General features: G+C 52.9%; 22 protein-coding genes and 3 tRNA genes. 5 read left to right on the top strand and 20 right to left on the bottom strand.

Features of this window, described 5'->3' with window-relative positions:
- Nucleotides 1-32 precede the first annotated feature (32 nt).
- A complete protein-coding gene (locus A936_RS01375; RefSeq protein ID WP_008453845.1) occupies nucleotides 33-1,214 on the bottom strand; it encodes a NupC/NupG family nucleoside CNT transporter in 1,182 nt (393 codons plus the stop codon).
- Nucleotides 1,215-1,564: 350 nt separating this feature from the next.
- Here A936_RS01375 and ftnA point away from each other — a divergent pair, with 350 nt between their 5' ends.
- A complete protein-coding gene (ftnA, locus tag A936_RS01370; protein WP_008453843.1) occupies nucleotides 1,565-2,062 on the top strand; it encodes a non-heme ferritin in 498 nt (165 codons plus the stop codon).
- Nucleotides 2,063-2,104: 42 nt separating this feature from the next.
- Here ftnA and A936_RS01365 read toward each other — a convergent pair whose 3' ends face one another.
- From A936_RS01365 to uvrY, 8 genes are all read right to left on the bottom strand, one after another.
- Nucleotides 2,105-2,680 (bottom strand): UPF0149 family protein, encoded by a 576-nt coding sequence (locus A936_RS01365; protein ID WP_008453841.1) that lies wholly within the window; start codon nucleotides 2,678-2,680, stop codon nucleotides 2,105-2,107.
- A gap of 73 nt (nucleotides 2,681-2,753) precedes the next feature.
- Entirely contained in the window at nucleotides 2,754-3,497 is a 744-nt protein-coding gene (locus tag A936_RS01360) for an alpha/beta hydrolase (RefSeq protein ID WP_008453840.1), read from the bottom strand.
- Between the two features lie 122 nt (nucleotides 3,498-3,619).
- Nucleotides 3,620-3,705 (bottom strand) — tRNA-Leu (locus tag A936_RS01355).
- 12 nt (nucleotides 3,706-3,717) lie between these two features.
- Nucleotides 3,718-3,791 (bottom strand) — tRNA-Cys (locus A936_RS01350).
- A gap of 49 nt (nucleotides 3,792-3,840) precedes the next feature.
- Nucleotides 3,841-3,916 (bottom strand) — tRNA-Gly (locus A936_RS01345).
- A gap of 167 nt (nucleotides 3,917-4,083) precedes the next feature.
- On the bottom strand, nucleotides 4,084-4,632 hold the full coding sequence (pgsA, locus tag A936_RS01340) for a CDP-diacylglycerol--glycerol-3-phosphate 3-phosphatidyltransferase (RefSeq protein ID WP_008453839.1): 549 nt from the start codon (nucleotides 4,630-4,632) through the stop codon (nucleotides 4,084-4,086).
- Nucleotides 4,633-4,689: 57 nt separating this feature from the next.
- Nucleotides 4,690-6,522, bottom strand: coding sequence for an excinuclease ABC subunit UvrC (gene uvrC / locus A936_RS01335; protein WP_008453838.1), 1,833 nt, complete (start codon nucleotides 6,520-6,522; stop codon nucleotides 4,690-4,692).
- On the bottom strand, nucleotides 6,515-7,171 hold the full coding sequence (gene uvrY / locus A936_RS01330; protein ID WP_008453836.1) for a UvrY/SirA/GacA family response regulator transcription factor: 657 nt from the start codon (nucleotides 7,169-7,171) through the stop codon (nucleotides 6,515-6,517). The genes uvrC and uvrY overlap by 8 nt, the downstream gene beginning before the upstream one ends.
- Nucleotides 7,172-7,653: 482 nt before the next feature.
- On the opposite strand from uvrY, the gene A936_RS01325 reads away from it, so the two are divergent.
- Nucleotides 7,654-7,878 carry a DUF2594 family protein gene (locus tag A936_RS01325; protein WP_008453834.1) on the top strand — a complete coding sequence of 75 codons (225 nt, stop codon included), beginning with the start codon at nucleotides 7,654-7,656 and terminating at the stop codon, nucleotides 7,876-7,878.
- Between the two features lie 68 nt (nucleotides 7,879-7,946).
- Here the strand turns inward: A936_RS01325 and sdiA are convergent, their stop codons facing one another.
- Entirely contained in the window at nucleotides 7,947-8,669 is a 723-nt protein-coding gene (sdiA, locus tag A936_RS01320; RefSeq protein ID WP_008453832.1) for a quorum-sensing transcriptional regulator SdiA, read from the bottom strand.
- 153 nt (nucleotides 8,670-8,822) lie between these two features.
- Between sdiA and A936_RS01315 the strand changes: the two genes are divergently transcribed.
- On the top strand, nucleotides 8,823-10,184 hold the full coding sequence (locus tag A936_RS01315) for a CoA transferase (RefSeq protein WP_008453830.1): 1,362 nt from the start codon (nucleotides 8,823-8,825) through the stop codon (nucleotides 10,182-10,184).
- Between the two features lie 19 nt (nucleotides 10,185-10,203).
- On the opposite strand, the gene tcyN is transcribed toward A936_RS01315, so the two are convergent.
- The 6 genes from tcyN to fliA form a co-directional block, all read right to left on the bottom strand.
- Complete coding sequence (gene tcyN / locus A936_RS01310; protein WP_008453828.1) at nucleotides 10,204-10,956, bottom strand: L-cystine ABC transporter ATP-binding protein TcyN; 753 nt, start codon at nucleotides 10,954-10,956, stop codon at nucleotides 10,204-10,206.
- Nucleotides 10,953-11,621: a cystine ABC transporter permease gene (gene tcyL / locus A936_RS01305; protein ID WP_008453825.1), complete on the bottom strand. Its 669-nt coding sequence runs from the start codon at nucleotides 11,619-11,621 to the stop codon at nucleotides 10,953-10,955. Before tcyL ends, tcyN begins: the two co-directional genes overlap by 4 nt.
- Before the next feature lie 34 nt (nucleotides 11,622-11,655).
- On the bottom strand, nucleotides 11,656-12,642 hold the full coding sequence (gene dcyD / locus A936_RS01300) for a D-cysteine desulfhydrase (RefSeq protein WP_008453823.1): 987 nt from the start codon (nucleotides 12,640-12,642) through the stop codon (nucleotides 11,656-11,658).
- Nucleotides 12,643-12,760: 118 nt separating this feature from the next.
- Nucleotides 12,761-13,561, bottom strand: coding sequence for a cystine ABC transporter substrate-binding protein (gene tcyJ, locus A936_RS01295; RefSeq protein ID WP_008453821.1), 801 nt, complete (start codon nucleotides 13,559-13,561; stop codon nucleotides 12,761-12,763).
- A gap of 85 nt (nucleotides 13,562-13,646) precedes the next feature.
- The gene (fliZ, locus tag A936_RS01290) at nucleotides 13,647-14,192 is read right to left on the bottom strand and encodes a flagella biosynthesis regulatory protein FliZ (RefSeq protein ID WP_008453818.1); all 546 of its coding nucleotides are present in this window, start codon (nucleotides 14,190-14,192) and stop codon (nucleotides 13,647-13,649) included.
- Between the two features lie 38 nt (nucleotides 14,193-14,230).
- On the bottom strand, nucleotides 14,231-14,950 hold the full coding sequence (gene fliA / locus A936_RS01285) for an RNA polymerase sigma factor FliA (protein ID WP_008453816.1): 720 nt from the start codon (nucleotides 14,948-14,950) through the stop codon (nucleotides 14,231-14,233).
- Nucleotides 14,951-15,337: 387 nt separating this feature from the next.
- Between fliA and A936_RS01280 the strand changes: the two genes are divergently transcribed.
- Both A936_RS01280 and A936_RS01275 read left to right on the top strand, forming a co-directional pair.
- Nucleotides 15,338-16,294 carry an ATP-grasp domain-containing protein gene (locus A936_RS01280; protein ID WP_034807339.1) on the top strand — a complete coding sequence of 319 codons (957 nt, stop codon included), beginning with the start codon at nucleotides 15,338-15,340 and terminating at the stop codon, nucleotides 16,292-16,294.
- A 4-nt stretch (nucleotides 16,295-16,298) separates the two neighbouring features.
- A complete protein-coding gene (locus A936_RS01275) occupies nucleotides 16,299-17,015 on the top strand; it encodes a class I SAM-dependent methyltransferase (protein WP_008453812.1) in 717 nt (238 codons plus the stop codon).
- 72 nt (nucleotides 17,016-17,087) lie between these two features.
- Here A936_RS01275 and A936_RS01270 read toward each other — a convergent pair whose 3' ends face one another.
- From A936_RS01270 to A936_RS01255, 4 genes are all read right to left on the bottom strand, one after another.
- A complete protein-coding gene (locus A936_RS01270) occupies nucleotides 17,088-18,215 on the bottom strand; it encodes a DegT/DnrJ/EryC1/StrS family aminotransferase (protein WP_008453810.1) in 1,128 nt (375 codons plus the stop codon).
- 40 nt (nucleotides 18,216-18,255) lie between these two features.
- Complete coding sequence (locus A936_RS01265; RefSeq protein WP_008453808.1) at nucleotides 18,256-21,609, bottom strand: O-linked N-acetylglucosamine transferase family protein; 3,354 nt, start codon at nucleotides 21,607-21,609, stop codon at nucleotides 18,256-18,258.
- A 39-nt stretch (nucleotides 21,610-21,648) separates the two neighbouring features.
- Nucleotides 21,649-23,076 carry a hypothetical protein gene (locus A936_RS01260; protein WP_008453806.1) on the bottom strand — a complete coding sequence of 476 codons (1,428 nt, stop codon included), beginning with the start codon at nucleotides 23,074-23,076 and terminating at the stop codon, nucleotides 21,649-21,651.
- 198 nt (nucleotides 23,077-23,274) lie between these two features.
- The gene (locus tag A936_RS01255) at nucleotides 23,275-24,111 is read right to left on the bottom strand and encodes a flagellin N-terminal helical domain-containing protein (RefSeq protein WP_008453804.1); all 837 of its coding nucleotides are present in this window, start codon (nucleotides 24,109-24,111) and stop codon (nucleotides 23,275-23,277) included.
- Nucleotides 24,112-24,440: the final 329 nt, after the last annotated feature.

The following is a 24,440-nucleotide window of genomic DNA, read 5'->3' as shown; positions in this document are numbered from 1 at the left end:
GAAACGGCGGGGAAACCCGCCGTTTTTTGTTTTTACAGAACCAGCCCGGCAAACGCCGCGGACAGCAGGCTGACCAGCGTCGCACCGTACACCAGGCGCAGGCCAAAGCGAGACACCACGTTCCCCTGCTTTTCGTTCAGCCCTTTAATAGCCCCGGCCACAATCCCGATGGAAGCAAAGTTAGCGAAGGACACCAGGAAGACCGACAGGATCCCCAGCCCACGCGGCGACAGCGTCGCCATGATCTTCTGCAGCTCAATCATCGCCACAAATTCGTTCGCCACCAGCTTGGTCGCCATAATGCCGGCCGCTTTCAGCGCATCCGCCTGAGGAATCCCCACCAGCCAGGCAAACGGATAGAAAACGTAGCCCAGAATTTGCTGGAAGCTCAGACCGAAGACGGTCGCGAACAGTGCATTAATGGCGCTGATAAGCGCGATAAAACCAATCAGCATCGCCAGAATAATCATCGCCACTTTGAAACCTGCGAGGATGTATTCCCCCAGCATTTCAAAGAAGCTTTGGGATTCGTGCAGCTTCTCAAGCTTGATTTCTGGCTCAGCGCCCGGGCGGGTCGGGTTAATGATCGACAGGATAATGAACGTGCTGAACATATTCAGGATCAGCGCCGCAACCACATACTTCGGCTCCAGCATCGTCATGTAGGCCCCGACGATGGACAGCGAAACCGTGGACATCGCCGTTGCGGCCATGGTGAACAGGCGGCGAGAGCTTAGATCGCCCAGTACGCCTTTGTAGGCGATGAAGTTTTCGGACTGACCCAGAATCAGCGAGCTCACGGCATTGAATGATTCCAGCTTGCCCATGCCGTTCACTTTAGAAAGCAGCGTACCGACAATGCGAATAATAATAGGCAGAATGCGGAAGTGCTGCAGGATCCCGATCAGCGCCGAGATAAAGATAATCGGGCACAGCACGCCAAGGAAGATAAAGGCCAGGCCCGCTTTGCTCATGCCGCCAAAGACGAAGTCGCTGCCCTGCCCGGCGAAGGTCAGAAGGTGGCCAAAGAAACCGGACACGCCGTTAATCACCCACAAGCCGCTGTCGGAGTGCAGGAAGAAGAACGCCAGCAGGCCTTCAATGACGACAAGTTGTAACAAATAGCGGATGCGGATGGTTTTACGATCGAAGCTCACCAGCCACGCCAGTCCCATGATGACAAAAAGTGCGAGAAGAAAATGAAGAATATTCATGTGCAGTCTAATTTTGAAAGAAACGTATTTAGCCACAGCTCCCGCGTCAGGTAAATGGCGGACATAAGAATATTTAGCCATAAGATTTTCCAATGACAACATGGGCTTACTCTTAGCATGGTTACCATTTTGCGCGGCTAAATATGACTAATTCATGACACATTATTTGGCAATAAAATAGCGAAGCGGAACAAGATTAATTCTCATTATTAATTCATTTTGTCACAAATAAAATAATAGTAACAACCATTCTCATTACACTAATATAATTAACAATTTCTTTGCATTATTGAAAATTAATAATTAAAGTAGCGCCATATTAACGCCCCTCAAAAAATATGGAGCCTGTGATGCTGAAGACGGAAATGATTGAAAAACTGAACGAGCAGATGAACCTTGAACTCTACTCCTCCCTGCTTTACCAGCAGATGAGCGCCTGGTGCAGCTATCACAGCTTCGAAGGGGCTGCCGCGTTCCTGCGCCGCCACGCTCAGGAAGAGATGGAGCACATGCAGCGTCTGTTTGCATATTTAAATGATACCGGGAGCATGCCGCGTATTAACGCCATTCAGTCCCCGTATTTAGAATACGCTTCACTGGCCGAATTATTTAAAGCGACCTACGAGCACGAGCAGTTAATTACGCGTCAGATTAATGCTCTGGTCCATTCCGCAATGACCTCTCAGGATTATCCAACCTTTAATTTCCTGCAGTGGTATGTTGCCGAGCAGCATGAAGAAGAGAAACTGTTTAAATCCGTGCTGGATAAACTCAGCCTGGTGGGCAAAAGCGGCGAAGGCCTTTACTTTGTCGATAAAGAGCTGGCCACGCTGGACGCTCAGGCTTAATTGCCGTTAAGTAGCAGGCCATTGCGGCCTGCTATTTTCATTTTAGTGCAGCGCCCCGCCGTTTCGCTGGCTGTGCCAGTATCCGTATAACGCCAGTGCCGCAGGTTTAATCGCCTCAATGCTCGCCAGAAATGCTTCCGGCGTCAGGCTTTCAAACTTCGCTTCATTCTCTTCCAGCCCATGCAGGGCAATCGCCTCCAGCTCTGGCTGAAGTTCTGCCGGCAGCGCAGGCCAGCTTTCCAGTGACACACCGCGCATGTAGCCGTAGCACCACTCTTCCACGATGGTGATTTCGCGGTTATCCACTTCGCTGGTACCAAACAGAGGCTCAAACTGCCCCGGATACTCCGCCAGGCGTTCGGCAATGTCGTTCATATGCTGGAACACCAGTACGCTAAAGCGCGTCAGCTCTTCTTTGCTTTCCCATTCCGGCTCGACATCGCCGCCCCATACCGCCCTCAGCACGGTAGCAGGTTCGGTCACAGTTGGACCTGACAGCAGCGCCGTGAGCAGCCCATCCAGCTCGGCTACATCAATCACCGAATGCGCGGTGCCGTACTTCAGCAGAATGTCATCCAGCCAGATAATTTCGTCTTCGTTCAGCGGGCCCTGGGTCATTTTTGGCTTCCTCGTCTCGCGTTTTGAATAAAATTTGGCGTAGTGTACCCGTTCTACGCGCGACGAGTCATTTTCATTCCGCTTTCGTCAGGCATTCCACCAATAATTGACAGGTTTTTTCGTAGAGCGGGGGATCGTGCTGCAGCGCCTGCCAGACGCTGTTGTGGTCGGCACCCGGCACGGTCAGCAAAGCATGTTTGCCCTGCCCCGACGTCGAATCATAAAGCCGGGGCGGGATCTCCGCCGGGATCACCCGGTCTTCAGCCGCAGCGATGACCAGAACATTACCGCCAAACTCAGTCACGGCCTGCCAGGCGTCACTGTCGGCCCAGCTTCGCGGCTGGCGGATAATGGCGGAAAATTCAGGCCCGAAGTTTACCCGGTAAGCCGAAGGGTGATACACGCCCGGCACCATCAGGATAAGGGAACGCAGAGACACGGATTGGCTCAGTTGCAAAGCGTTGTACGCCCCCATGCTGACGCCCATGCAGCCGGTCAGTTGAGAACCTAAATGTTCGGCAACCGCAAGGGCCTGGTCTGTGCGGCTGATTAAAGAAGATTGAGAGAGATCGCCGCCAGTTTCCCCATGCCCGATACAATCAAAAGCCGTGCTGCCAAAACCCAGCTCAGCCATTAAGTGCCGGTACCGAAGGCTCGCCTCGCGGTCTTTTGAACCTCCGTGGATCATCAGGACGTGGCCTTTACTGGCGAAAATGCTGTCAGCCTTGAGCGCGCGGCCCTGGAAAGCGACATCAAATGGGTGTCGGGAGAAAATGTTCATCGTTACCAGATGGAATGCCAGGGAAGGGTTTAGCATGGCATGCTTTTAGCGGAACAGGCAGGATAATTTTCAGAATGGCAAATCGCAGGCAATAAAAAACCACCCGAAGGTGGTTTACACGACACTGCTTATCATTGATTTTATTCTTTTTATTCCCATGGTACCCGGAGCGGGACTTGAACCCGCACAGCCATAAGCCGAGGGATTTTAAATCCCTTGTGTCTACCGATTTCACCATCCGGGCTCGGGAAGAAATTGGAGGCGCGTTCCGGAGTCGAACCGGACTAGACGGATTTGCAATCCGCTACATAACCGCTTTGCTAACGCGCCAAAATCTTTTGCCTTTTCAGGCGGCAACAGAAAGTCTATTACCTGAATTTGGAGCGGGAAACGAGACTCGAACTCGCGACCCCGACCTTGGCAAGGTCGTGCTCTACCAACTGAGCTATTCCCGCTTTTTGTACAAGTGACTGTTGGTGGCTATTAAGCTAATCACTTGATTTTATTATCTTCCGGCAAACCTTGCTGCCTTTCGATGCGTTGCATTCTACTTACCTGACGCAATGAGTCAATGAAATTTTCTAACACCACGAATCGTTTGCTGAATTTTGCGTCGGATAGATCACGGTTCGAGCAAATCACCGCGTGCCGCGGCCAAATATTGGAACATTGACCAGAACGTTAGCACCGCCGCAACGAAGAAAAGCGCGATACCGGTGTACTCAATCCACATGTTTGGCCGCCAAAGCATGCCAATCAGCGCCAACATTTGCGCCATTGTTTTGGTTTTACCGATCCAGGAAACCGCCACACGGCTGCGCTTACCAATTTCCGCCATCCATTCACGCAGCGCGGAAATAATGATCTCGCGGGCGATCATCGTGGCCGCAGGCAAGGTCACCCACCAGGCGTGATAATGCTCTACCACCAGCACCAGCGCCACCACCACCATCACCTTATCGGCAACGGGATCGAGGAATGCGCCGAAGCGGGTACTTTGGTTCCAGCGACGCGCAAGAAAACCGTCAAACCAGTCGGTTATGGCCGCCAGCCAAAAAATGAAAGCGCAAAGGAAAGGTGCCCAGTTGAACGGCAGATAAAACGCCAGCACAAAGAACGGGATAAGGATGACACGAAACAGCGTGAGCAGTGTTGGGATATTGAATCGCATAGTGCCAGTTAACTATCTGTCATAAGTGGAAATTGTCTCTATGTTGCTACAGAGCCCTTAATGTTTCAACGAGTAGTAGATCTTTTCTGCCAATGCCTGCGAGATGCCCGGCACTTTTGCTATCTCCTCGATGGAGGCGTTGATTAACGGTTGCAATCCGCCCATATACTTCAGCAGCATCTGACGGCGCTTTGGCCCGATGCCTTCAATCGTCTCCAGCGAACTGGTGCTTTTCACCTTCGCTCGTTTTTTACGGTGGCCGGAGATCGCATGATCGTGTGAATCATCGCGAATGTGTTGGATCACGTGCAGCGCCGGAGAATCCGGCGGTAAGGAGAACCCCTCACCTTCGGGCTCAAAGAATAATGTTTCCAGCCCGGCTTTGCGGTCGCTGCCTTTGGCCACGCCCAACAATAAAGGATGGTGTTTATCCCAGGGCACGTCCAGCTCGGCAAACACCGCCTTCGCCTGCCCCAACTGCCCCTTCCCGCCGTCGATCAGGATCACGTCCGGGATTTTGCTCTCTTCTATTGCTTTACCGTAGCGGCGGCGCAGCACCTGATTCATGGCGGCGTAGTCGTCCCCCGGCGTAATACCGGTAATATTGTAGCGGCGGTATTCCGCCCGAAGCGGGCCGTTACTGTCGAACACCACGCAGGAAGCGACGGTTTGCTCCCCCATCGTATGGCTGATATCAAAACACTCCATCCGCTTCACTTCAGGAAGTTTTAGCACTTCGGCCAGCGCTTTCAGGCGCTGCTGGATGGTGGATTGCTGTGAAAGTTTTGTCACCAGCGCCGTTGCCGCGTTGGTGCGGGCAAGCTTCAGGTAACGCGCCCGATCGCCGCGAGGTTTAGTCTGCACATTCACTTTACGCCCGGCCAGCTCGCTCAACGAATCCGCCAGCAGAGATTTGTCCGCCAGCGCGAAGTCGAGCAGGATTTCAGACGGCAGCGTGCGCATCTGGCTGCCCTGGAGATAGAACTGCCCGACAAACGTCTCCACCACTTCGCTAAGTTCGGTGCCTGCCGGGACTTTCGGGAAGTAGCTGCGGCTGCCCAATACTTTGCCCTGGCGAATGAACAAGACGTGTACGCAGGCCATACCCGCATCAAAGGAGACACCAATCACGTCCAGATCGTCGCCGGTGTTGGAGACAAACTGTTTTTCGGTAATACGTCGGACCGCCTGAATCTGATCGCGGATCCTCGCGGCCTCTTCAAATTCAAGATTTTTGCTCGCCGCTTCCATGCGGGAAATAAGCTGCGTCAGCACCTGGTCGTCCTTCCCGGCTAAAAACAGGCGAACATAGTCCACCTGCCGGGCATAGTCTTCTTCTGTGACCAGGCCTGAAACACAGGGGCCAAGACAGCGGCCGATTTGATACTGAAGGCAAGGCCGCGAGCGGTTGCGGTACACGCTGTTTTCACACTGGCGAACCGGAAAGACTTTTTGCAGCAGCGCCAGCGTTTCCCGCACCGCATAACCGTTAGGAAACGGGCCAAAGTATTCTCCCTTCGCGTGCTTCGCGCCGCGGTGCATCGCCAGCCGCGGATGGCTGTCGGCGCTCAGGAAGATAAAGGGATAGGATTTATCGTCTCGCAGCAGCACGTTGTAGCGCGGCTGATAGAGCTTGATGTAGTTGTGCTCCAGCAGCAAAGCCTCGGTTTCCGTGTGGGTCACCGTGACATCAATGTGCTGGATCAACGCCACCAGCGCCTCAGTTTTACGGCTGGCAAGATTCGTGCGGAAATAGCTGGAGAGGCGTTTCTTCAGGTCTTTAGCTTTGCCGACATAGATAACCGTGCCGCCGGCATCGTACATGCGGTAGACGCCGGGCTGGCTGGTTACCGTCTTGAGAAAAGCCCGGGAATCAAAAGGTTCACTCACTGCTGATTAACGTCTCCGCATTGAATAACCCGTGGCGAATCGCCAGGTGCGTCAGCTCCACGTCCCCGCTGATATTCAGTTTACTAAACATGCGGTAGCGGTAACTGTTCACCGTTTTAGGGCTGAGATTAAGCTGCTCAGAGATCTCATTGACCTTCTGGCCTTTGGTGATCATCAGCATAATCTGTAATTCACGCTCAGACAAACTGGCAAAGGGGGATTCTGCCTCGGGTGCAATCTGGCTTAAGGCCATCTGTTGGGCAATGTCGGAGGCGATGTAACGCTGGCCCGCATTAACGGAACGAATGGCATTTACCACGTCCTGAGGCGCTGCGCCTTTACTTAGATACCCTGCCGCACCGGCCTGCATGACTTTGGCAGGCAGCGGGTTCTCAGTGTGGATAGTCAACATGATAACTTTGATATCTGAAGAGTAGCGGGCAATTTTACGGGTGGCTTCCAGGCCACCTATCCCCGGCATATTCATATCCATTAACACGACATCGACCGGGTTACTGCGGCACCATTTGATGGCATCCTCACCGCAGTTAACTTCACCCGAGACTTTGATGCCTTTAATCTCTTCCAGAATGCGTCGTATCCCTGCGCGCACCAGTTCGTGGTCATCAACAAGAAGAACGTTGATCAAAGGGCTATTCTCCAGAAAGGGATAACGCTGCTGATAGCTAATTGGCCATATATTAACGTTTTTCCGGCAACATTAAAATCCAAATTGCGGTCAGCACATTCTGTTAACACTTAAGAAGAATATATCTTTACTTTCAGATCTGTTTCTGCGGCACACCTCAACATTCTAAGCATCGTGTTCAGGCGATTATTCTCTGATTAAAAAACAGCTAATTATCAAAATGCGACCATCATCAAGAATAAAATCCTTCTTCTCTCTCTTTATTTAACGTTAGTTAAACGAGAGCGAAACAATTTCTTTTAATTCTCATCGCTTCCTGCGGGAATAACCCTGAGCAAGGGTTGTTTATTACCATAAACATTCAGACGCATTCTCATTCGTCGAACATGAATAATTCTGATGAATGTTATGGTATACTCCGCCGCCTTATGAATATCACTGTGCATAATGGCAGCGTACAAACTAAGCATTGAGGAAAGTAAATGAGCACTCCAGATTTTTCCACCGCCGAAAACACCCGTGAACTGGCACAAGAAGTCACCTGTCTGAAGACGCTGTTAACCCTGATGCTGCAGGCTATGGGCCAGGCCGATGCGGGCCGCGTTATCCTGAAAATGGAAAAGCAGATCGCTCAACTGGAAGACCCAACTCAGGCTGAAGTATTCAGCAATACCGTTAAGCAAATTAAACAGGCTTACCGTCAATAAGCCGGGGCGGCTGGCAGAATCCGGGTTCGCCAGCCGTCAGCACCTGACGCAACACTTGCCCTCCAGGTTCAGATAATCCCCATCGCCGCCGCATAGCAGGCTATCTGCGTCTTGTTTGGCGCGTTGAATTTCTTCTGCATATTCTTCTGATGGAAGTTCACCGTGTTCTCAGAAATGGACAGGATAATCGCAATTTCTGCCGACGTTTTCCCTTCGCCTGTCCACTGAAGAATCTCTCTTTCGCGCTTGCTGAGCTTCATGTCAATCATCTCGACCGACGGATCGTCCAGCCGATTTAACGTCGCCATACTCAGCTCGGCAAGGTAGCTCAGCCGCAGCCCAAGTTCATCTTCCGACACAAGTTCCTTGCGAACGCCAGAGCGTGAAACGGAGAGAAAACCCGCCGTACGATTAGGGGCCATCACGCAATGTGTGCGCCCGGTCGCCAGACCGTGATCGCGCGCGGCATCCCAAAGCTCACGAGATTCAGCAAACAGGGCATCGCTCCAGATTATTTCACCCCGCATGAAATTAGACTGTTTCAATACCGGGTCAATGGCAAAATAGTTTTCAGTCACGTACCACTCCAGCCATTTTTGCGGATAAGAACTCTGCAATGATAATTTAGGTCGCGTAAAAGGCACCGGGTGCCGCACACACAGCGAAAAATAATCAAACTCGAGGCGCTGAGTTTGTTGTTGAACTAAAGTTTGTAATTCGCTGGCTTCAGTAATTGACAGGAAAAGTTCGAGCGCTTCCCGTCGCCAGCTAAAAAAGTTACGTTCCAGCATTATATCTGGCGTCTCTCCTGGCGCTAAAAAGTATTTCATTAATAGAATGTAATAAGCTAACACATTTATTAAACTAATTAATGTGATTTATGGTTTTTCCGCCACAATTCTTCGGTTTTTACATATGTCAGGAAAAATTTACTGGAGCTCTGTATGGTTAAATCTTCGTTTTCCCTCCTCTTCGGATCAATGGTTCGGGATCTGGGGCTGGAAATCGCTCAGCCGTCAGTGGCCGTGACGGGTAAAGGTGAGCTCAGTTCCCGTTTTCCTGTGACCGAATTCGCCACCGCCAGCCTGGCGACGGCGGGTTGTGCCCTGAGAGCGCTGCTTGCTCGCCCGGATGCGCCGCTTTATATAGACCAGCGGCTGGCCTCATACTGGTTTTCAAGCAGCCATTTCCCCGTGAACCGCGCTCCTGCCGCGCTGTGGGATGAGTTTGCCGGGGATTATGCCACTCGGGACGGCTGGATCCGCCTGCATACCAACGCGCCGCATCATCGCCAGGCAATGGAAAGCATCCTGGGTGTGAGCAAGGATAAATCAGCGCTCGCCCAGCGAGTTACCGCGTGGGGAAAAACTGAGCTTGAAGCGGCGATCGTTGCCGCAGGTGGATGCGCGGCAGCGATGTTAAGCCACGACGAATGGCTGAAGCATCCTCATGGGAAAACCGTTGCGGCAGAGCCATTGTTCTGGCAGCAACGCCATGCCGAAGCCCCTCGCCCTGCATTAGCATTGCCACCAGCCCGCCCGCTGGCAGGCCTCCGCGTGCTGGATCTCACTCGTATTATTGCTGGCCCGGTTGCCACCCGATTTTTGGCCGGGCTTGGGGCGCAGGTGCTGCGCCTTGATCCCCCTGAATGGGAAGAGCCGACGCTGGTTGAGGAAGTTACTCTCGGGAAAAAATGCGCGAGGCTCGACCTCAGATCTGCCGAAGGCAGAGAGCAGTTCAAGGCCCTGCTCGCCGATACCGATGTGCTGGTGCATGGCTACCGGGCGGATGCTCTGGAAGCCCTGGGTTTTGATGCCGAAACCCGACAGCAGCTCTCTCCCGGTCTGATAGACGTGTCGCTCAACGCCTGGGGATGGCACGGGCCGTGGCGTAACCGCCGTGGTTTCGACAGCCTGGTCCAGATGTCCAGCGGTATCGCCGACGCGGGCATGCACTGGAAAAATACCGGGCGGCCTCACCCGCTCCCGGTTCAGGCACTGGATCACGCCACGGGTTACCTGCTTGCCGCTGCAGTGCTAAAAGGCCTCCAGGTCCGAAATGAGCAGCGTCAGGGCTACAGCGCACGCCTGTCGCTCGCCCGAACGGCCGCTTTATTAATGTCTTGCCCGGCAGGAGGTCAATCAGCGCTTGCCGCTATCGGCCCGCATGATTACCAGCCGACGATGGAGTGGTCTGCCTTTGGGCTGGGAAACCGGTTGAAGTTCCCGCTGAGGCTGGCAGGCACGCCGGTTATCTGGGGCACACCACCGGCGGCACTCGGCTCCGCGAAAGCCGCCTGGGGGTGAAACCAGGCCTGCCTAGCGGTTACTGGGTCAAAAATTTCTCCAGAAATTGCCGCGTGCGCGGCTGCTGTGGGCTGGCGAAAAGCGCTTTTGCCGGCCCCTGCTCCACAATCTTGCCCTGATCCATGAATATTGCCCGGTCGGCCACATCCCGGGCGAAGCTCATTTCGTGGGTCACAATGACCATGGTGCGTTTCTCATTCGCCAGCTGGCGAATAGTATTCAGCACTTCTCCCACCAGCTCAGGATCCAGCGCCGAAGTCGGTTCATCAAACAAAATAACTTCTGGCCGCATGGCCAACGCACGGGCAATCGCCACCCGCTGCTGCTGCCCGCCTGACAGGCGACGTGGGTAGCTGTTCTCTTTCCCGCTTAAGCCCACCTTCTCCAGCAGCTCGCGCGCCCGGACAATGGCTTCTGCTTTCGGCTCGCCCTTAACGATGACCGGGCCTTCAATAATATTTTCCAGCACCGTGCGGTGTGGAAAAAGATTGAAGCTCTGGAACACAAACCCCACCTGCTGGCGCAGCGCACGAATTTTCTCTTTCTGCTTTGCCAGAGACTGTCCGGCATCAATCGTGATATTCCCCACCTGAATCGTACCGCTGTCCGGCTCTTCCAGCAGGTTAATACTGCGCAATAGCGTGGTTTTTCCTGAGCCGCTTGGGCCAATGATCGCCACCACTTCGCCAGGTTTAACGTCCAGATCTATGCCGTGCAGCACCGTCTGCCCGTGGAATTTTTTCACCAGTTTTTTAACGTCAATGGCGCTCATTTCGGCTCCCTGTCCTGGCGATTAAGCTGGTTTTCAAAATAGTTTTGCAGCGTGGAGAGCACCGTCGCCATTACCCAGTAGACCAGGGATGCGGCGAGATACATGGTGAACACTTCCAGCGTGCGGGAGGTGATCAGCTGCGCCTGGCGGAACAGCTCCGGTACCTGAATGGTGGCCGCCAGCGAGGTGTCCTTCACCAGGCTGATAAAGCTGTTCCCCAGCGGCGGCAGCGCCACGCGGGCCGACTGCGGCAGAATCGCGCGGCGCAGCGTTTGCCAGCGAGTCATCCCGATACTGGCCGCCGCTTCCCACTGGCCTTTATCAATAGAGGCAATGGCCGCCCGAAGGGTTTCAGAGGCGTAAGCCGCCGTGTTTAACGACAGGCCAATCATCGCCGACGGGATAGGATCCAGCTCAATGCCAAACTGCGGCAGCCCGTAATAAATCATAAACAGCTGAGCGATAAGCGGCGTCCCGCGGAAAATGGAAACATAAAAACGCGACAGCAGCGAAAAAGGCCAAAACGCCGACAGGCGCATCAGCGCCAGCATAAACCCGAGGATCAGGCCAAAAAACATCCCGCCGATACTCAGCTGGAGTGTGAAAACCGCCCCTTTAAGCAGATACGGTGCTGAATCCAGCACCAGTTGCAAACTTTCTTGCATGGTGATTCCTGATGATTAAGACCAGACCCGCGTCTTACAGATGCGGATGGTAGGCAAACAGCGCCGGCGCTCCGCCGGTATGAATAAAGGCAATGGGCCCCTGATCCTTAAATCTTTTTTGCGCCACGCCGTCAATAAGCCCGGCCATCGCTTTGCCGGTGTAGACCGGGTCAAGCAGGATGCCTTCAAGTCTGGCCAGCAGCTTCACCGCTTCCATCCCCTCTTCATTCGGCGTGCCGTAGCCTGGCGCGAAATAGTCATCCCACAGAATAATTTCGCTGGTCGCGCTAACCTCAAGCGACTTCGCCACGGCCTGCTGCAGGGCGACAACTTTGGGTTTTTGCTGCGCCACGGTTCTGGACACAGTGACGCCAATCAGCTCCACGTCCGGCATCAACTGCTCAAGGCCGACCGCCAGACCAGCATGCGTCCCCGCACTGCCCGAGGCAACCACCACGGATGACAGGTTCACGGCGTTCTCACACTGCTGGGCAATTTCCAGCGCGCTTTCAACATACCCTAGCGCACCTAACGCATTTGAGCCGCCGACCGGAATAACATAAGGCCGGAATCCCTGCGCTTCCAGACGCGTAGCCACCGCTTCCAGCTGCTTATCCGGGGCGTTCAGCGCCTCGCACATTTCAACTTCGACATTGAAAAGATCGACCAGCAGACGGTTGCCGTTAGTCAGGTAGTTTTCGGCTTTTGTCCCGATAGGGTTTTCAAGCAGCGCCACGCAATGTAGCCCAAGCTTTGCCGCCACCGCCGCCGTCTGGCGAACGTGGTTAGACTGGATAGCGCCTGCAGTGACCAGCGTATCGGCCCCTTCCCGCAGCGCATCCGCCGCCAAAAATTCAAGCTTGCGCAGCTTGTTGCCGCCCATCGCCATCGGCGTCACGTCATCACGTTTAATATAAATTTCACGGCCAAGATAGTCCGAAAAGCGCGGCAAATATTCCAGCGGCGTCGGTGCGCCAATAAATTCCAGACGAGGAAAACGCGTTAGATGATGCAGTGACATAGGGCCTCCTGAGCCGATATCAATATCCAGTTTTATTATGCACCAGAGAGACGGTTTCCTTCTCTGGTGTCAATAAAAAAAGGTGCTGAAATCAGCACCTTTTCACTGTGATACCGCGCTACTTAGTGACGTCCGCCCCGAACCATTTATCGGACAGCTTAGCCAGAGATCCGTCTTTCTGCATTTCGGCGATAGCCGCATCGATGGCTTTCAGCAGATCTTCATTGCCTTTACGCACGGCAACGCCCGCTTCCTGACGGGAGAACGCATCGCCCGCTACCGCCAGCGTATTGTTGGTTTTCTTAACCAGATCCAGCGCGGCGAGGCGGTCGACCAGAATCGCGTCAATACGGCCCACGCGCAGATCCTGATATTTGGTCGGGTCATCATCATAGGTACGGATGTCTACGCCCGGTACGTTTTCACGCAGCCACTGCTCGTAGTTAGTCCCAAGACCAACGCCCACTTTTTTGCCCTTCAGGTCGGCGGCGGTTTTAATCCCACCTTCGTTGCCTTTTTTCACCAGTGCCTGAATACCGGAGATGGTGTAAGGGGTAGAGAAGTCGTATTTTTTCTTACGTTCGTCGGAAATGGTGACCTGATTAATCACCACATCAATGCGTTTAGAATCTAAAGACGCCAGCATGCCGTCCCATTTGGTCGGCTTCAGCGCGGCTTTAACCCCCAGGTGCTGAGCCAGTTGCTCGGCAAATTCGACTTCAAAGCCGGTCAGCTTGCCGTCATCGCCCTGGAAGCTGAACGGCGGATAAGTGCCTTCCAGCCCCACCAGCAGCGTGCCGCGCTCTTTGACTTTATTCAGAAGATTTTCTGCCGCGAAGGTTTTCACGCTTGCGCCGGCCACCAGAGCAACGGCCAGGACGCCCATCAGCGCCTGACGCCCGATCATTTTTAATTTCATGTTCACCCCGATTATTTACGTTTTTTGTAGTGTAGCGGGCGGCTTCAGGATATATCAAAACCAGTCCGCTACAACTTATGCAAATTTAGTATATATCGGAGGTTGCGCTAATTTCCTGACTCGGGATCGCATGTCCCTGCACCTGGAATTGCCAATATTTGCGTAACGCAATGCGGTAATTATTGGTGCTGGTGCGGGGCAGCCAGGCGTCCAGCGTCTCGTCCAGCAGGCCTTGCAGCGAGCCGGGAAGCGGGACTTTATGCTCACTCAGATGGTTACCCAGGCGGCGCAGACGAACCACGTACTCACGGATCGTGCCGTGGCTCATTTCGGTTTGCTCAAACAGATACTGTTTGAAGCCAATAATATCGAAGTAGTTGTTTTGTTCTTTGCAGTGCAAATCACCGCAAAAACGACACAGCGCCATCCACTCTTTCTGCTCGATAAGCCAGGTGGCCTCATCAATAAGCGTATCAAGTTGAGCAATGGTGGCTTTATTGATAATCACCCCGCTGCGCGTGAGCGTGATGCGGTCGAGCAGCTTACTGCAATGTGCACAATGTGTCTGGGTGTGTTTGAAATCTTTGAGATAGCGGCTTAATGGCCGTCTTTTTGACTGCTGCACCGTCATGATAATTCCCAGGTCGTCAGATAATTGTGCGGCACTCCCTACAACTTACCCAGTTTGGTGCGCAAACGCTTGATCGCCTGGCTATGCAACTGGCTAACCCGCGACTCACCCACATCAAGCACCGCACCAATCTCTTTCAGATTCAGCTCTTCCTGGTAATAAAGCGTCAGCACCAGTTGTTCGCGTTCCGGTAAAGCCTCAATGGCTTCCATTACGCGCTGGCGAAGATTGCTGTCCAGTAATTGCTGTAGCGGGTTTGCCTGCTGGTGTTCCTCGGTGACCAGTTCAATGCTATCGCCATGCTCTTCCCGCCACTCGTCATAAGAGAAGAGCTGGCTGTTATTGGTGTCGAGCAACATCTGGCGATACTCTTCGAGCGGGATGTCCAGCCGCTCCGCGACTTCCGTCTCGGTAGCGTTACGCCCCAGCTCTTGCTCCAGTTGACCAATCGCTTGTGCCACACCGCGAGCGTTACGCCTGACGCTTCGCGGCACCCAATCACGGCTGCGCAACTCATCAAGCATCGCCCCACGGATGCGCTGCACCGCGTAGGTAGTAAATGCCGTTCCCTGCAGGGCATCGTAACGTTCGACTGCGTTCAACAACCCGATGCCGCCTGCCTGTAGCAGATCGTCGAGCTCCACACTCGCCGGCAGACGTACCTGCAGGCGCAATGCTTCGTGACGCACAAGCGGTACATAACGCTGCCACAGCGAGTGTTTATCCATTACACCTTCAGCGGTATACAGTGAATTCACGATAAACAGCCCTGCGTTAGTTGAGTTATCGGCATGATTATCCGTTTCTGCAGGGGTTTTAATCGGATGAATAGTGGGTGAAATGGGGGGTTATTTGGAGGTTATGAAGAAATAAACCCCTGGAATTTTAACCATAATGTAAGGCAAAACATGTTCTGGCTTACTTAAAAGTATCAATTGGTTGTTAAATATTAACGTCACATACTATAGCGAAACCGGAGAAATTAAGCCGGAGAATCTATCCTGCAAAAAAAGGATAAAATCATCTGTTATTCCAGGCCTGATCTCTGGCGGGATTATCATACAGTGATAAATATACGCGTCGTTTCTCTGCGGCAAACTTCCTCCAGCCGTCAGGCGAAGCAGATTACAAGACAGGTCATTTACATGAACATTTTAATTACGGCTATAGGGTCAATGTCTGCGCCAGCCGTGATAAGTGCGCTGAAACGCGCATCCCACACCGTCATCGGGTGTGATATCTACCCCGAGCAATGGGTGTATGCCTCTCGTCTGGTCGACAATTTTGTTCAGGTTCCGCGTGCAACGAATAGCCTGGCCTTTATCGAAAGTATCAATGCTATTTGCGACCAGCATCGCATTGACGCCATCATCCCACTAACCGATGTTGAAGTAGACACGCTTTCTGATACCCGGGGTGAACTGTGTTCGTCCGCCATGCTGGCGCTAATGGCAGCAGAATCTATCGCGGTTGCCAGGGATAAGCTAACCTGGAGCCAACGATTTTCCCATAACGAGGCGTTTCTTTCGCTGCCTACTGTCGCCCTCGCTGAGTCCCAAACGCTTTCCTTTGGTTTCCCGGTTATCCTTAAACAGAGGAATGGCCGCAGCAGCGAAGGGCTTCGCCGCGTAGAGACCCAGGCCGAACTGATTGAGCTACGTCAGCGGCTGAACGGCAACGACTGGATTGTCCAGCCGTATCTGCCGGGAGATGTTCACGTCATTGATATTGTCCGGCAGCGCGAGACCGGCGAATGGGCGGCCGTTGCACGCAAAGAGCTGTTGCGCACCGCGAACGGCGCCGGATTAACCGTTGAGATTGTCCAGGATGAGGCACTGCTCGCCAAAGCGGCAGAAGTTGCCCGCCTGCTCGACCTGAACGGCTGCATCAATATTGAATTTATGCGCCATTCCACCGGGGATTACCTGATGGACATCAACCCCCGCTTCTCCGCCGGGGTCGAATTTTCGGTCATGGCAGGCTACGACATGATTACCAATCATCTTCACTGTTTCACCCGCCAGCCTATTCAACCCGCAGTTGCCGTACAAAACGCCGTCTTTACGCGCCACTACGTCGCTGAGAAATCATTCACAGGATAGAGATATGAGCCAAATAACAGAGCCTGAAAAGCTCACCACGGCCGAGGACTGGGACCATAAATGGCAGGATATTTTCGACCATTACCAAAACGATCTTCGCCACGCCTACTATATTGATGCGGTCAGAAAAAGCCGTGAAAAGCGGGTTCTGGAAATTGCTGCCGGTAGCTTTCGCGATATCGTCCAGTTGACGAAGCGTGGCGCAGAGGGCCACGGAATAGACTTTTCGCCGGAATCCGTGAGTCTTGCGAAAAAGCTTTATCCTTCCCTGCAGGATCGTTTTTCCGTGATGAATGCCTTCGAGCTGCAGTACCCGGACAAGCATTTTGACATCAGTTACCACAATGGGTTTTGGGGGCTATTTGCTGATGAGGATATCCAAAAAATGGCGCTTGAGCAGGCTCGTATCACTCGCGGCAGAATGATCGTCACGGTACATAACGCCCATAATCAGTCATTTGCTGATTACTTTAACGTGAAAAAAGGGACCGACTCGCTGTTTAACATCCGCTTCTTTACCGTCGAACAGATGCAGGAAATCCTCGGCAAAGTCGCCCGCAAAGTCACCATTATCCCGGTCGGCAAAGGCAAAAAAACGCACGAAGACTGGCTAATACGCCACGGCCTGCATAATCCACTATTGATTAACGGCATGTTCAAATTGTCCGGCCAGCGCTACCTTGAGCGCAGCGAGCGCTTGATGTGTATCGCCGAGCTATAACGACACCGTCGAAGCAGAAAAAAGGGCCTTGTCGCAAGACAAAGCCCTTTTTTATTCCCGCCAATCACCCAGTCAGGCGGCGACGCTTTGCCCCTGAGCAATCCGCCTGACTGCCGTAATAATACGCTGCTGCTCTTCTCCCTCGAGATCCGGGAATATCGGCAAACACAGCACCTTGTTAGCCAGGTCGTTGGCTACCGGCAGATGCTCCGCGGCGGAGGACGGTAAATGCCGGTACATGGCGAAGGAGCTGATGAGCGGATAGAAATAGCGCCGGGTATAAATCCCCTCTTCTTTTAACGCGTCATAAAGTGCGTCGCGGCTCACCGGGAACCGTTCATCTATCAGCACGGGATAGTAAGCGTGGTTCCACTCGTAATCGCTTCTCTGGGTATAAAACTCAAGGCCAGGAATATCGGCCAGACCTTCACAGTAGCGCTGATAAATGTCGGCCCGGGCGCTTAAGGCGCCGTCAATATGCTGGAGCTGCAGCAGGCCAAACGCCGCCTGCACTTCATTCATTTTCGCGTTAATGCCCGGCGCAATTACCGTGGTTTCGTCGGCAAAACCGAAGTTTTTCAGGTAATCAATGCGTTTTTTGGTTCTGGCATCCGGGCAGATAATCGCCCCGCCTTCGATGGTATTAAACACTTTGGTGGCGTGGAAACTCAGGATAGACAAATCACCGCAGTTCAGGATGCTGCTGCCGTTCTGCTTCACACCAAAGGCGTGGGCCGCGTCGTAAATAACTTTGAGACCATAGGTGTCGGCGATACGTTGAATTTTATCCACGTCGCAGGGAATACCATAACAGTGCACCGGCATAATGGCCGTAGTTTGTGGGGTGATAAGCGCCTCAATCGCGTCGGCGTTAATATTGAACGTCTGCGGATCAATATCAGCAAAGACCGGCGTCAGGCCATTCCATAAGAGGCTGTGCGATGTCGCCACGAATGAGTAAGCCGTGGTTATCACTTCGCCGCTCAGCCGCAGCGTCTGGAAAGCGGTCAGCAACGCCAGCGTGCCGTTAGAAAACAGCGAAAGATATTTTACGCCCAGATAATCGGCCAGCGCCTGCTCAAGCTGCTGATGAAATGGCCCGTTGTTGGTCAGGTGCCTGTTCCCCCAGATTTGCTCGAGATAAGGAACAAATTCCTCCAGGGGCGGAAGCAGAGGGCTGGTAACAAAAATATTTTTCATAGTACACCTCGGTGTGAAACCAGTTGGCGCGGCCCGCGCCTTATTCCAATACTGTGAACGTACGGTGCGCTTCACCGGCACAGTAAATTCGCCATGCTTCCCGCAATGCGCGCCCAAATGTACCGGCGACGTTAAAGCCATCCGCGGTTTCCGCCGGCATTCTTTCACGCATTGTCATGCGTATTTCATTCAGTTCAGGGAGCCGGTCGCCCCAGCTCAGCGCCTTCTGGATGTAATCCTCTTCGCTGTAGGCAATAAAGTTTTCCAGTCCATGAATGCGCATAATATCGACGCCCTGTCGGGCAGCCATCGTGGCACCGCACAGCGTCAGCGTTGGCACGCCCATCCAGCAGGCGTGGTTACTGGTGGTACCGCCAGAGTAGGGAAATGCATCCAGTAAAATGTCGATTTCATTGTGGTAAGCCAGATAATCAAGCAGCGGCGCTCTTTTCTTGAATATCAGGCGCGACGGCGCAATACCCAGCAGCTCGAGTTTCCTCGTCATCTCGGCCACCATTTTTTCATCGTTCATAAAACCGATAACAAATTTGGCGTCCGGAGACTGTGCCAGAATTGAGGCCCACACTCTGAGGACTTCATCGTTGATCTTTTTAGGGCGATTAAAGCTGCCGAAAGTGAGGTAACCGTTTTTAAGCGCCGGGAGAGTTTCGATATCAGGGCTTTGCGGATCGGGCTCAAAGAACTTACGCATCTCAATAAACATGATGCTTTCGGTCAGCTGCTGTTCAAGATCGGCTGGCTCAGCGAGCGTCGCGGTCACAATGCGGTAATCCATCGTTTTCAAACCGGTTGTGCCAGGGTAGCCAATCCAGGAGATTTGCACCGGTGCGGGGCGAAGCGCAAACGCCGGCAGACGGTTGTCAGAGGTGTGGCCCGAGAGATCAAACAGAATATCAATCCCGTCATGATAAACCTGTTCGGCAAGCTGCTGGTTGCTTAGCTTGTCCACCTGCCGCCATAGCACGGAACCGGCTGCAAAATGTTCAGTGACCTCATCATGAACATAAGAGGTACTGTACCCCACCAGCTCGAAATGATTTCTGTCCAGCCCATCCCAGAACGGCGCCAGGAAGTGGCTCACGGGATGCTTGCGTAAATCTCCGGAAACAAAGCCCACGCGCAGTTTTTTATCAGGATTCTTTATACCCCGATAAGGCAGTTGCAGATGACAGGCCGCGGCCCATGCTCCTACCGTCTCACCGTATTGCAGATGTTTCTGGTAAAGCTGCTCTGCCGTGACCTTATGGTCGTGGGTCATTGCAAACAGCAGTGCGGTAAAGTAATCAAAATTACTCGGTTCCAGCGCTATCGCTTTGTTAAGAAACCAGGCGGCCTCGTCAAGTTTTTGGCTATCGCTGAGAATCACCCCCATCGTGGCATAGTGAATCGCTTTCACCTCGTCGCAGCGCAACGAAACACGAGAGCATTTTTCCGCCAGGGACATTTCACCCAGCTGATAATATGAGTACGCAAGGCTATGCCAGAAATTGACGTTTTTATCTTCCAGCCTTAACAACCCCTGCAGAAGAAGAATCGCGTAATAATGTTGGTTGGTTTTCTGTAGCCCTGTCGCCAGATCGTAATAAATATCCAGACTGGAGAAATAGTGTCCCATCAGCCGACAAAGCACTTCTTTTGCTTCATCCCAGCGATTGGACAGCACAAGCGTTCGCGAATAACAGCGCAGCGCGGCAATATCCTCCGGGTTCTCTTTCAGCAGCTTCTCAGCACAGGTTTTCGCATCCTGAATCTTTTTCTCACGAATTAAACGGTTAATCCGGTCGTAAGTGTCTTCCGCGTGTTCTGATTCACGCTGGGGTAAGTCATTAACATCTTTGCTAAGCAAGCCACCTCGCGATATGGAAACACTCAGCAGCAGCAAATTGTTCAACAGCGGCAGCAAAAATTGTGTTTTCCCCGTACGTAAAAAAAGCTGGTAGTGCTTTTTCCAGGCAGTCGGAGACCCCGACAACGCGCCTTTTTTACGTAGCGACATAAAACACTGCCACGCCTCGGCATCCACACCGGCTAAACCGTGTTGCAAATAGCGCCATTCTTCCGGCGTGACAGAAAATTCATCGCCCCAGAGGTTTCTATAAACTTGCGAAGCATTCCCTTCTGGCACGTCGTTTTTCAGCGATAAAATGGGCTGTAGCGTGTCATTTTCAGCCCGATCATACGCGCCTGGAGTACAGCGCCAGTAGAGTCCCGCCGGCTGAGTGAGATACAGATCTTCCAGCACTTTCAGCACTGCCTCGCGCACGTCGGTATTGTCTTCCGGCTTGCGGCAGTTAATGACCAACTGTTCAACGCTCAGGCTGAATGGCCAGGCAGCCCCAAGCAGATCCAGAATGCGTAAAGTGATCGGATTCTCACTACTGGATTGCTGCCCATCCCCGCCAATATGGCCGTTGTATATCGCCCCATTCTCATTCATTTTGCGGCTAAAGTTTCCCGCCCAATGAAGTGATTCGAGGCGCGAACTGTCAGGCAATGCCGGAAAGTGTTCTTCGGCTCTGGTCGCACTGAGCAGACTAAAGCGTTCGGTTCGCAATACCGCAAAATCAAGATATTGTTGGGCGGCAATGCGCTGCTGTCCGGCGACGAGGGCGTGTAGCGTTGCGACCTTTTCACCATAAGCGCGCGGCAGCTCATACTGAGGCACGGCATCGCCAGCGTAGTGCAATCCCAGGTCGCTGACCTGATGGCAAAACTCAGTAAAAGACAAGGCTGCCATGGTCGGAGAGAGATAACGCAGGGTCAGGGCAAGATCGCTCTCTTTCTCAGCCTCTTCAACCTGGGCTTTAAGTGTCCCTTCCGGTAGCGTCATCGCCAGATAGCTCAGCATGCCTCGCGCAGCATTAACCTGAGACTCAGGATCGGCATTCGCGCCCCGGGCTGCATGGTAGCTAAGCGCCTCGCGAATGGCCGTGGTCTCAGGTTCGCCGGTGGAGGGATACCAGTGCAGGCAGACCACGCCGGAGGCAGAAAGATTTTGGCGGCACCAGAGCAAGAGTGCCTCTCGCTCCTGGCGGCCGAGTAAAGAGAAAACACCGCGAATCACGATGTAGTCAAACTGACCGCCTTCGGTGGCGAGAATATCCCCAAGTCCGGCGGAGAACAGCTCCATATTGCTGATCCCTAATGCCTGAATATGGCGCTGCCCTGCGGCAATCAAGCTTTCATCAATATCAATCCCCATCACCTGGCTTTCCGGGTACGCCAGCGCGTGGGCCGTAATGCATCCTCCCTCGCCGCACCCTATTTCCAGCACGCGAGCGTGCGCAGGCTCCACCGTAGAAAGATGGTAGACGCAGGCCGCAGACTGAATAGCAACGGGCGAAATACGATGATCCGGGTAATACTGACTCACGTTATGCTTATCCATTATTTTGAAGAAATAAATGCAGACTCAACCGATTAACGCGCTGTACTTTTCCAACAGCGACGCTTTGTATCGACGGTAATCCTCACTCTCAACCCCGGAGTGAGCCAGTATCCAACTAAACGCGTCCTCGCCGTGTGCCGCATCCACCAGCGTATGCGGCTGAGCCCGGCCTATTGCCATTTTATCCAGTGCGCTAAGCTCATTTTCGACAGCGGCCAGTGCCACTTGATCGAGAAACCGTTCAGCATTGTTGCGCTGTAAATTGCGATCGATAAACCGGGCCACGGCGGCCAGATATTTCGTCGACAGCTCGCCCCCTTCACAATAGAGACACGCCGCCAGAATCGACGCCCAGAACGGCGCGGTTTCATCCCAGGTCAGCAGTAAATCTTTCACATCTAACTGCCCTTCCATTCCGGCCCACGACTTCCTGACGAGGCTGTTCGCCTCGAGCAGCAGGACAGGCGTGGTCATTTTTTCCAGCGCATGAGATAAAAAGACCAGCCGGCGACTGGCATAGTGCACATTCGCTGCCGTTCCCGGAGTCACTGCCTCGCTGCTTAACGAAATAGCCAGCTCAGGCATCGCGTTGCGAAGCCCCGTAATCTGCTGGGCCAGTCCAGCATCAGAGTTGTAAATATGGAAATGAACGTTAAGCTCGTCGCGATTGGTGTCGAACAGAGAAAGCAGCAGCGGCAGGCCATGAGCGGTAAAGCCGGCGCCATAGCAAGCGACCAGCACGGTAGTTTTATTGTTATTTACCGGCTCAATTAACCAGCTATAACGGCCAGCGTCAGGCTGCCAGTCAGGCACGTCTAACGGGCTAAAATCGATAAAGGAATCCGGGCGGCCTCCCAGCTTGTAGATAGCCGTGACAACCATCAGCAGCGCCATAGGATCTTCCCCGATAAGCGCCATGTTCTCAGTGAGCTGCTGAATAATGACATAGGCCTGATTAAAATCTTCTTCCATCAGGCAGATGAGCAAGAGAATTTTTAGCGCAACGGGTGACTCACTGAGCTCGGAAAGATTATTGGAAATAAGGAAAACGGCGGAGTTTATTTCATTAATGCGGAACAGGATCTGAACGGCGGCAACCAGATAATTTTTATTCCCGTCAAGCTTAAGCGCTTCAACGATACATTGCGTGATTTTCTCAACATTCTCCGCGTCAACCGCCTGCGACTTTTCTCCAGATGGGCCGCAGAGCGCCACATTTGACAGAATAATCGCCCCCATCATCAGCTTTAACGCTCTGTCTTGCTCGAGATTCAACCCCGTCTGTGCCTGGTTTAATTTATCGTCGAGGGCAGCAAAATCAGGATTGGCAAAATTAAGGACTTCGGTCACCAGCCACGCAGGTAAAGCATCGGCTTCCGGCAGGTGAATCGCCCGGGTAAACAGATCGCGGTAATATTGATGCATTGCCCGAGTGCGGGAGAAACTATTCATAACTGTCCTTTAGGTTGCAATATTTTGCCAGACGGGTGATTGTCTGATGCTAGCACCCGCCCAGTAAGCATAATGCGCTGAACAAAACCGAAATTAACGGCTTAACCTTCATATTAAAAACGCCCTGCGCCTCCCCTTTTGGCAAAAACAAAAAAAGGCTGCTGTTTCCAGCAACCTTTCTTGTAGCGGTCTGCGAAATTAACGCAGCAGGGACAGCATCGCCTGTGGAACCTGGTTTGCCTGAGACAGTACAGAAGTACCAGCCTGCTGCAGGATCTGCGCGCGGCTCATGTTGGATACTTCGGTCGCGTAGTCAGCGTCCTGGATACGGGACTGAGCAGCAGACAGGTTGGTGATGGAGTTGTTCAGGTTGTTGATGGTAGATTCGAAACGGTTCTGAATCGCACCCATGTTAGAACGTGCAGTATCGATTTTCGCGATAGCAGCATCAGCAGCAGAAACAACAGCCTGCGCGCTAGAGTGGTCGGTAATAGCGGTGCTCAGACCAGTGCTCAGGCTACCGGAAGATGCGTTGATCAGAGAGTCGCTGCCGATAACGATGGTATCGTTAGAGGTGGTGTTAGCGCCAACCTGAATGTTCAAGCCAGTAGTTACGGAACCGTTCAGCAGGTTTTTGCCGTTGAAAGAAGCGCCGCCTGCGATGCGGTCGATTTCAGACAGACGCTGGGTGATTTCAGTCTGTACGGATGCCAGGTCAGTGGTGCCGTTGGTGTCGTTCGCGGCCTGCAGGGACAGTTCACGGATACGCTGTAAGTTGGTGTTGATCTCGTTCAGGTTACCTTCAGCGGTCTGAACCAGAGAGATACCGTCGTTAGCGTTACGAGCCGCCTGAGTCATACCCTTAACCTGGGAAGTCATACGGTTGGCAATCGCCTGACCAGCAGCATCGTCTTTCGCGCTGTTGATACGCATACCGGAAGACAGACGCTCGATAGCGGTACCCAGGGAAGACTGAGCTTTGCTCAGGTTGTTCTGAGTAGTCAGGGACAGCAGGTTAGTATTGATTACGGACATAGTATTAATTCCTTAAAAATTGGGTTTAGGTTCGGTGCCTAACACTCACGGCGTCTCTCACCGTCAACAAGGTTATCGACGCCCTCTGTGCCAACTTTAGAATTAATGATAAAAAAAAATCAAATGACTGAATTATAAAGAAATTAAATTTACAACCCGCGCTAAACTTAACCTTTCCTACACTTTTAAACGCGGCTTAGCGCATTTGAGAAAATATATCTTTGCCTCCCTTTACGCCATCGACCACGCTATTAATGTCACCGTCTTTTCCGACAATCGTCATATAAGGCCGATCCACTGCCTGCTATTCGGCTGATTATTTTTTTTCC

Source organism: Enterobacter sp. Ag1 (genome assembly GCA_000277545.1).
Lineage (GTDB): Bacteria > Pseudomonadota > Gammaproteobacteria > Enterobacterales > Enterobacteriaceae > Cedecea.
This window is presented reverse-complemented; position numbering and strand designations above follow the sequence as displayed.

What these genes read in the sequence shown, in the direction of transcription:
- A936_RS01325 (WP_008453834.1), top strand. Translation starts at nt 7,654, where the DNA reads ATGAGCACTCCAGATTTTTCCACCGCCGAAAACACCCGTGAACTGGCA.
- pgsA (WP_008453839.1), bottom strand. Translation starts at nt 4,632, where the DNA reads ATGCGATTCAATATCCCAACACTGCTCACGCTGTTTCGTGTCATCCTT.
- fliZ (WP_008453818.1), bottom strand. Translation starts at nt 14,192, where the DNA reads ATGACGGTGCAGCAGTCAAAAAGACGGCCATTAAGCCGCTATCTCAAA.
- ftnA (WP_008453843.1), top strand. Translation starts at nt 1,565, where the DNA reads ATGCTGAAGACGGAAATGATTGAAAAACTGAACGAGCAGATGAACCTT.
- A936_RS01275 (WP_008453812.1), top strand. Translation starts at nt 16,299, where the DNA reads ATGAGCCAAATAACAGAGCCTGAAAAGCTCACCACGGCCGAGGACTGG.
- A936_RS01365 (WP_008453841.1), bottom strand. Translation starts at nt 2,680, where the DNA reads ATGACCCAGGGCCCGCTGAACGAAGACGAAATTATCTGGCTGGATGAC.
- dcyD (WP_008453823.1), bottom strand. Translation starts at nt 12,642, where the DNA reads ATGTCACTGCATCATCTAACGCGTTTTCCTCGTCTGGAATTTATTGGC.
- tcyJ (WP_008453821.1), bottom strand. Translation starts at nt 13,561, where the DNA reads ATGAAATTAAAAATGATCGGGCGTCAGGCGCTGATGGGCGTCCTGGCC.
- A936_RS01360 (WP_008453840.1), bottom strand. Translation starts at nt 3,497, where the DNA reads ATGCTAAACCCTTCCCTGGCATTCCATCTGGTAACGATGAACATTTTC.
- A936_RS01270 (WP_008453810.1), bottom strand. Translation starts at nt 18,215, where the DNA reads ATGAAAAATATTTTTGTTACCAGCCCTCTGCTTCCGCCCCTGGAGGAA.
- sdiA (WP_008453832.1), bottom strand. Translation starts at nt 8,669, where the DNA reads ATGCTGGAACGTAACTTTTTTAGCTGGCGACGGGAAGCGCTCGAACTT.
- A936_RS01255 (WP_008453804.1), bottom strand. Translation starts at nt 24,111, where the DNA reads ATGTCCGTAATCAATACTAACCTGCTGTCCCTGACTACTCAGAACAAC.
- A936_RS01375 (WP_008453845.1), bottom strand. Translation starts at nt 1,214, where the DNA reads ATGAATATTCTTCATTTTCTTCTCGCACTTTTTGTCATCATGGGACTG.
- tcyL (WP_008453825.1), bottom strand. Translation starts at nt 11,621, where the DNA reads ATGCAAGAAAGTTTGCAACTGGTGCTGGATTCAGCACCGTATCTGCTT.
- A936_RS01280 (WP_034807339.1), top strand. Translation starts at nt 15,338, where the DNA reads ATGAACATTTTAATTACGGCTATAGGGTCAATGTCTGCGCCAGCCGTG.
- tcyN (WP_008453828.1), bottom strand. Translation starts at nt 10,956, where the DNA reads ATGAGCGCCATTGACGTTAAAAAACTGGTGAAAAAATTCCACGGGCAG.
- A936_RS01315 (WP_008453830.1), top strand. Translation starts at nt 8,823, where the DNA reads ATGGTTAAATCTTCGTTTTCCCTCCTCTTCGGATCAATGGTTCGGGAT.
- A936_RS01260 (WP_008453806.1), bottom strand. Translation starts at nt 23,076, where the DNA reads ATGAATAGTTTCTCCCGCACTCGGGCAATGCATCAATATTACCGCGAT.